The following is a 6502-nucleotide window of genomic DNA, read 5'->3' as shown; positions in this document are numbered from 1 at the left end:
TCCTCGGCGGTGCCGCGTTCGGGATCTCCTCCGCCCAGGCCGCGACCCCGAACGTGCACACGGTGTCGTCGTCGTCGTCGTCGAAGATCCCCGCACCCGTCGCCTCGGTCCCCGAGGTCCTCGGTGGCTCCACCGCCGTGAAGCTCGACTCCGGCTTCACCGACGCCCTCACCGCCCTGAAGCTCACCCCCGGCGTCTCGGGCGATGCGACCCTGGCTGACGGGTCGGTGTCGTTCCCGATCACCGCCGGGTCGGTCACCTACTGGTCGCCGGATGGCAACTACCGCCCGTACGTGCAGGGCCTGCTGAACCACGACGACTCGGGTCTGACCCTGAAGGCCGGCGACACCACCGTCACGCTGGAGAACTTCGTCGTGAACCCGGGCTCGTCCAAGCTCTACGGCGACGTCCTCGTCAACGGCAAGGTCGCCGCGGCCAACGCGTTCCTGTTCGAGCTGCACGGCGGCTCCCTCAAGCCCCTCCAGCTCGAGGGCGACAACGCCATCCTCACCGGCACCACCGTCCACATCTCCGAAGACGCCGCCGGCCTGCTGAACAAGACCTTCGGCACCGACGCCGTCAAGCGCGGCCTCCTCGTCGGCACCGCCACCATCACCGCCCAGATCAAGTAACACCTGCCGCAACACCGCTCGACACGAAGAGTCGCTCCGCCGATCAGGGCGGAGCGGCTCTTCGTCGTTCGCGGTTCCGCACCGGTACTGCTTCTCCCAGTGGCCGAGCCTACGATCGAGCGAATGCCCGCTCCTCGCTCGACCCCCACCGACGACCGACCCGGGCCGGACGACTTCATCCGCGTCCGAGGCGCCCGCGAGAACAACCTGCGCGACGTCGACGTGGACATCCCCCGCGACCGGATCGTCGCGTTCACCGGCGTCTCCGGTTCGGGCAAGTCCTCGCTCGCCTTCGGCACCGTCTTCGCCGAGGCCCAGCGGCGGTTCCTCGAGTCCGTCGCCCCGTACGCGCGGCGGCTGATCGCGCAGGGGTCCACCCCGCACGTCGACTCGATCACCGGACTGCCGCCCGCCGTCGCCCTGCAGCAGCGCCGCGGCGCCCCGAGCTCCCGCTCCACCGTCGGCACCATGACCACGCTGTCGAACTCGATGCGCATGCTCTACTCGCGTGCCGGCACCTACCCGTCCGGCGCCGACCGGCTCGAGTCGGACTCCTTCTCGCCGAACACCGTCGCCGGCGCCTGCCCCCGGTGCCACGGCATCGGGACCGCGCACGAGGTCACCGAGGCATCGGCCGTGCACGATCCGTCGCTGAGCATCCGCGACGGCGCGATCACCGCCTGGCCCGGTGCGTGGCAGGGCAAGAACCTGCGCGACGTCACCGCCGTGCTCGGCTACGACATCGACCGCCCGTGGCGCGAGCTGTCGCGCGAGGACCGCGACTGGCTGCTCTTCACCGAGGAACAGCCCGTCGTGCAGGTGCAGCCGAAGCGCGACCGTGTGGCCAAGCCCTACAAGGGCCGGTTCTGGAGCGCCCGCCAGTTCGTGCTGCACACCCTCGCCGACTCGCAGAGCGAGACCCAGCGCAAGAAGGTGCTGCAGTTCGTCGAGTCCGGCCCGTGCGGGCTGTGCGGCGGGACCGGCCTGACCCGAGCCGCCCTCGCCGTCACGATCGGCGGCCACTCGATCGCCGAGCTGAACGCCCTGCCGTTGACCGGCCTGGCCGACGTCCTGCGCCCGATCGCGGCGATCACCGACGCGGCAGCGGCGACGTCGCGAGCATCGTCCGGCGAGCACACCGAGGTCGCCGTGGCGATCTCCCGCGACCTGCTCACCCGCGTCGAGGTCCTGGTCGGCCTGGGTCTCGGCTACCTCGCGCTCGACCGCGCCACCCCGACGCTCTCCCCCGGTGAGAGCCAGCGGCTGCGGATCGCGACGCAGCTGCGCTCCGGTCTGTTCGGTGTCGTCTACGTGCTCGACGAACCGAGCGCCGGGCTGCACCCCGCCGATGCCGAGTCGCTCGTCGACGTCCTCGACGACCTGCGTGCCGGCGGCAACAGCGTGTTCGTCGTCGAGCACGACATGAGCATCGTGCGGCGAGCCGACTGGATCGTCGACGTCGGCCCCCGTGCGGGCACCGGCGGCGGCACCGTCCTGTACAGCGGCCCGGTCGCCGGCCTGGCCGAGGTCGAGGCCTCGGTCACCCGGCGCTTCCTGGAGCCCCGGCAGCCGACCGCCGACCGTGCCGTCCGGTCCCCGATCGGCACGCTCGAACTCCGCGACCTCACCCTGCACAACCTGCGGGGGCTCGACGTCGACCTGCCGCTCGGTGTGCTCACCGCGGTCACCGGGGTCAGCGGCTCCGGCAAGTCGTCGCTCGTCGGCGGCGTGCTGCCCGGCGTCGCGACGTCGCACCCGATCATCGACCGCGTCGTGCAGGTCGACCAGAAGCCGATCGGCCGGACGCCCCGCTCGAACCTCGCCACCTACACCGGCCTGTTCGACGCGGTCCGGGCCGCCTTCGCCCAGACCGACGACGCGAAGGCCCGGGGCTGGACCGCCGGACGGTTCTCGTTCAACGTCGCCGGCGGCCGGTGCGAGGTCTGCCAGGGCGAGGGGTCGGTGTCCGTCGAACTCCTCTTCCTGCCGGGCAGCTGGGCACCGTGCCCCGAGTGCCACGGCTCCCGCTACACCGCCGAGACGCTCGAGGTCCGGTGGAACGGGGCGTCCATCGCCGACGTCCTCGGCATGACCGTCGACGAAGCGGCGCCGTTCCTGGCGTCCCTGCCCGCAGCCGGGCGCGGACTCGAGACCCTCCGCGAGGTCGGCCTCGGCTACCTGCGGCTCGGCCAGCCCGCTCCGGAGCTGTCCGGCGGCGAGGCGCAGCGCATCAAGCTCGCCACGGAACTGCAGCGTGCGCGGACCGGCCACACCCTGTACCTGCTCGACGAGCCCACCACCGGCCTGCACCCCGCCGACGTCGAGCTGCTCACCGCCCAGCTCGCCCGACTGACCGACGCCGGCAACACCGTCGTCGTGGTGGAGCACGCCATGGACGTCGTCGCGAGCGCCGACCACGTCATCGACATGGGGCCGTCCGGCGGTGTCGAGGGTGGCCGGGTCGTCGCCTCCGGCACGCCTGCCGAGGTCGCCGACTCGACGACCAGCCGGACCGCGCCCTACCTGCGGGACCAGCTCGGTCGCTGACGCAGGAGTGCCCGCCAGGATCGCTCCTGGCGGGCACTTCGTGGCTGCTGCTGGTTACCGCTGGACCGCTTCTGGTGCGTCGTCGCGGAAGAAGTCGCTGCCACTGTGCGTGTAGCCGACCTCACCCGTCCGACGCCACTGCTTGCGGACGCGCTTGAAGGTGGTGATGCGTGCAGGTTCGACGTTCTCGTCGCTCGTGTAGGCGCTCATGGCTGATCTCCCTGTGTGATTGGCCGTGGTTCCTTGGCCCCCCGAAATGGACGCTAGCGAGCGCCTCGGAGCCGAGTTCGCAATCCGTCCCGGAACGTCCGTGGAACGCAATTCCGGCCGTGCTGAGAGCCCGATCGCGCCCCTCCGGCACCGGGGTGCTCGTCCACGCCGAACGAGGATCCCCGCATGACCTGCTGCGATCATGGTGGCTTCGACCAGATCAGGAGGACGAGCGTGACCGCTGCGAACCGAGCCGTGATCATCGACGCAGGGGGCGACGTCACCGCCGACCTCGGCGATCGCTACGAAGCGAGCGCGCTGGTGGAGTGGGCGAGTGTCACGAAGACCGTGACCGCCGCCGCCGTGCTCGTCCTCCTCGCTGAACGGGACATCTCACGGGACACCCCTGCCCGGGACCTGTTGCCGGACGTCCCCGACGACGCCACCTACACGGTCGACGACTTGATCCGACACCGCTCGGGCCTGCCCCGTGTGCACCAGGGCATGTCGGCCGGGATCGTCGGCGACCCGTACGCGGACGTGTCCGAGGCGGACGTCACGCGTGCGCTGCGCCAGACCCCGACGACACCGGGTGAGCGGGAGTACTCCAACCTCGGCTACGCGGTGCTCGGTCGGCTGCTCGAGCACGTCACGCAGGAGGCATGGTCCACGGTCGCCGAGCGGACGGTCCTGGCTCCGCTCGGCATCACGAGCGCCACCCTCGACCCGGCACCCGAACGACGAACCCTGCTCCGGTCGTGGCGGGGCCGTCCCCGTGAACCCTGGACCGTCGGATCAGGTCCCTACGCACCGGCCGCCGGGATCTGGTCGACCATGTCCGACCTCCTGCGCTTCGGCGTGGGGATCGGACGCATCGAGCCGGACTTCCTGGCGTGGGAGCACCGCGACGGGCTGATCTGGCACAGCGGGCAGACACGGGACGCCGGCGTCTGTCTGCTCCGTCACGGCGACGTCACGATCGCGTCGCACGCCCTCGGCGCAGCGCCCGGAGCCGCCGACCGGCACGCCGTCCGACGCCTCCGTGCCGTGGGAGTCGTCGCGTGAGCGCCGGCACGCGAGCTGGAGATGTCCTGCAGGTGGCCCTGGAAGACTCCCGGCAGAGCTCGTTCAAGCGTCTGGCCCGGACGACGGCGGCGCTGGCCCTGGCCGCGATGGGCGGTGCCGGTGAGGACTTCCTGCCGAGCTTCGACCTGGTCATCCGCCGTCGTGACGACGGCGCGGAGGTCCTCCGGACGCGAGCCGGAGACGCGGATCAGGCCGAACGGCTCCTCGAGACCGTGGAACGAGACCTGGACGAGAAGGACGTCACGACGTTCGTCAGCGAGTGGCGCGTCATCGAGCGCTGAGGGAGCGCGCGGGCGGACTCAGGAACGCAGGCCGAGCACCAGGTCGTGGACCACGCGCGCTGCGCGTGCCGCGGCGTCGTCCAGGTGCTCGCGGAACTCGGAGCCGTCCGGCGCGCAGAGGTCGCTGATGCACCGGACGGACACGAACGGCATGTCGTGTACGTGGGCGAACTGCGCGATGGCGGCCGACTCCATGTCGACCGCGGCCACGTCGGGGAACGCGACCCGGAGTGCGCGGGCACGGCCCTCGGTCACGAAGACCTCGCTCGAGCCGATCGTCGCCGATCGCAGCGGCCACGCGATGTCGGCGCCCATCGCGAGCTCGACGAGCCGGGCATCCGGCGCGTATCCGGTCGGCATGCCGGGGACCTGGCCCAGGGCGTAGCCGAACGCGGTGGCGTCGGCGTTGAGGTTGACGTACCGGTCGCCGACCACGACGTCACCGATGGCGACACCGTGCATGAGCCCGCCGGCGGTCCCGACGCTGATCACCGGGATGCCCGGGCCGAAGTCGTGGAAGCCGTGGGCGACCGCGGCCGCGGCGTTCGTGAAGCCGATGCCGCTGCGGCGCACGACGACAGTGGCGCCGCCGATGTCGAGCAGCTGGTGCGGGTCGTGGCCACCGACGGGGCCGTCGAGGACGGGGACGCCGCCGAAGAGGTCGGCGAAGGCCGAGACCTCTTCGCTCATAGCCGCGATGATGATCGCGACGGGTTGCTGCTGCACTGATCGATCTTCCCACGCCGGGCGCTCGCGGACGTGCAGGTCAGATCGTCGCGGTCGCTACCGGGAGGGGTCCTGCCGGGCCAGCTCGTCGGCGACGAAGGCGGCGAGCGCGTCGGCGCCGAAGTGGTCGTCGGCGGTGATGGTGACGACGGTGTCGTTGCTCGCCTCGGTCTCGTCGAACAGCAGCATCTGCCCGTACGCACCGTGCAGCCGCCAGAGCCGCCCGGGGCCACCCCACCCCGCCATCGCGTACCGCTCGTAGCCGGGGCCGGTGCCCTCGCGCTCCACCCAGTCGGTGTGCATCGCGTCGCACCACCGCGCGCTGACGATCCGCTGTCCGTCGACGACCCCGCGGTCGCGGATCAGGTGCCCGACGCGGGCGAGTTCCTCGGTGCTGAGCGACAGCCCCTCGCCCGCGGCGACGAACCCGTTCGGGCAGCGCTGCCACTCGACGTCCCGGAGGCCGAGCGGCGCGAACAGCCGCTCCGCGACGAACGCGCCGACGTCGCCGACCCGGGTCTCGAGCACGCGCATCGCGGTGTAGGTGCTGGCGTTCGCGTACTGGAACACCCGGCCGCGGGACGGGCGCCGCAGGAACTCGGCCGCCAGGTCCGGCCAGTCCGTCATCTCGGTCGGCGACCAGGGCATGTCGATCCCGCTGGTCATCGTGAGCAGGTGGCGGAGGGTGACCCGGTCGACGCCGTCGCCGAGCGCGAGGCCGGTGCCGGCCAGGTACGTCGCGATCGGTTCGTCGAGGTCGACCAGGCCGTCGTCGGCGGCGATGCCGGCGGCCAGGACGCAGACTCCCTTGGCGGCGGAGTGGACCTCGCGCCGGACGTCGGGGGTCCAGTGGTGCTCGGCGACGTCATCCGTGCCCGGAGCCGCAGTCCGCGTGCGCACGTGGATGCCGTGTGCGGCGAACCCCGTCGCGTCGATGTGCCGGACGACGGCGTCGAGGATGGTCGCGGCGGTGTGCACACCCCATCTTCTCGTGGCCGGGCGGCTGCGGGGACGGGCAGG

General features: G+C 71.9%; 7 protein-coding genes. 4 read left to right on the top strand and 3 right to left on the bottom strand.

The window, feature by feature from the left end:
* Both BR70_RS23575 and BR70_RS0104585 read left to right on the top strand, forming a co-directional pair.
* Nucleotides 1-632: hypothetical protein (locus BR70_RS23575; RefSeq protein WP_027465105.1), on the top strand; the 632-nt coding region annotated here is incomplete at its 5' end.
* A gap of 123 nt (nucleotides 633-755) precedes the next feature.
* Nucleotides 756-3179 (top strand): excinuclease ABC subunit UvrA, encoded by a 2424-nt coding sequence (locus BR70_RS0104585; RefSeq protein ID WP_027465104.1) that lies wholly within the window; start codon nucleotides 756-758, stop codon nucleotides 3177-3179.
* 54 nt (nucleotides 3180-3233) lie between these two features.
* On the opposite strand, the gene BR70_RS23110 is transcribed toward BR70_RS0104585, so the two are convergent.
* Entirely contained in the window at nucleotides 3234-3389 is a 156-nt protein-coding gene (locus BR70_RS23110; protein WP_155896774.1) for a hypothetical protein, read from the bottom strand.
* 234 nt (nucleotides 3390-3623) lie between these two features.
* On the opposite strand from BR70_RS23110, the gene BR70_RS0104575 reads away from it, so the two are divergent.
* Nucleotides 3624-4454, top strand: a complete 831-nt coding sequence (locus BR70_RS0104575; RefSeq protein ID WP_027465103.1) for a serine hydrolase domain-containing protein — start codon at nucleotides 3624-3626, stop codon at nucleotides 4452-4454.
* Nucleotides 4451-4756 (top strand): hypothetical protein, encoded by a 306-nt coding sequence (locus BR70_RS0104570; protein WP_155896773.1) that lies wholly within the window; start codon nucleotides 4451-4453, stop codon nucleotides 4754-4756. The genes BR70_RS0104575 and BR70_RS0104570 overlap by 4 nt, the downstream gene beginning before the upstream one ends.
* An 18-nt stretch (nucleotides 4757-4774) precedes the next feature.
* Here the strand turns inward: BR70_RS0104570 and mtnN are convergent, their stop codons facing one another.
* Both mtnN and BR70_RS19545 read right to left on the bottom strand, forming a co-directional pair.
* On the bottom strand, nucleotides 4775-5482 hold the full coding sequence (mtnN, locus tag BR70_RS0104565) for a 5'-methylthioadenosine/S-adenosylhomocysteine nucleosidase (protein WP_027465101.1): 708 nt from the start codon (nucleotides 5480-5482) through the stop codon (nucleotides 4775-4777).
* A gap of 57 nt (nucleotides 5483-5539) precedes the next feature.
* The gene (locus tag BR70_RS19545) at nucleotides 5540-6460 is read right to left on the bottom strand and encodes a serine hydrolase domain-containing protein (RefSeq protein WP_035808065.1); all 921 of its coding nucleotides are present in this window, start codon (nucleotides 6458-6460) and stop codon (nucleotides 5540-5542) included.
* Nucleotides 6461-6502: the final 42 nt, after the last annotated feature.

The organism is Curtobacterium sp. UNCCL17 (genome assembly GCF_000686685.1).
Taxonomy (GTDB): Bacteria; Actinomycetota; Actinomycetes; order Actinomycetales; family Microbacteriaceae; genus Curtobacterium; species Curtobacterium flaccumfaciens.
The sequence above is the reverse complement of the archived record's forward strand: the minus strand, read 5'-3'. Positions and strand labels throughout refer to the sequence as shown.

What these genes read in the sequence shown, in the direction of transcription:
- BR70_RS23110 (WP_155896774.1), bottom strand. Translation starts at nt 3,389, where the DNA reads ATGAGCGCCTACACGAGCGACGAGAACGTCGAACCTGCACGCATCACC.
- BR70_RS0104585 (WP_027465104.1), top strand. Translation starts at nt 756, where the DNA reads ATGCCCGCTCCTCGCTCGACCCCCACCGACGACCGACCCGGGCCGGAC.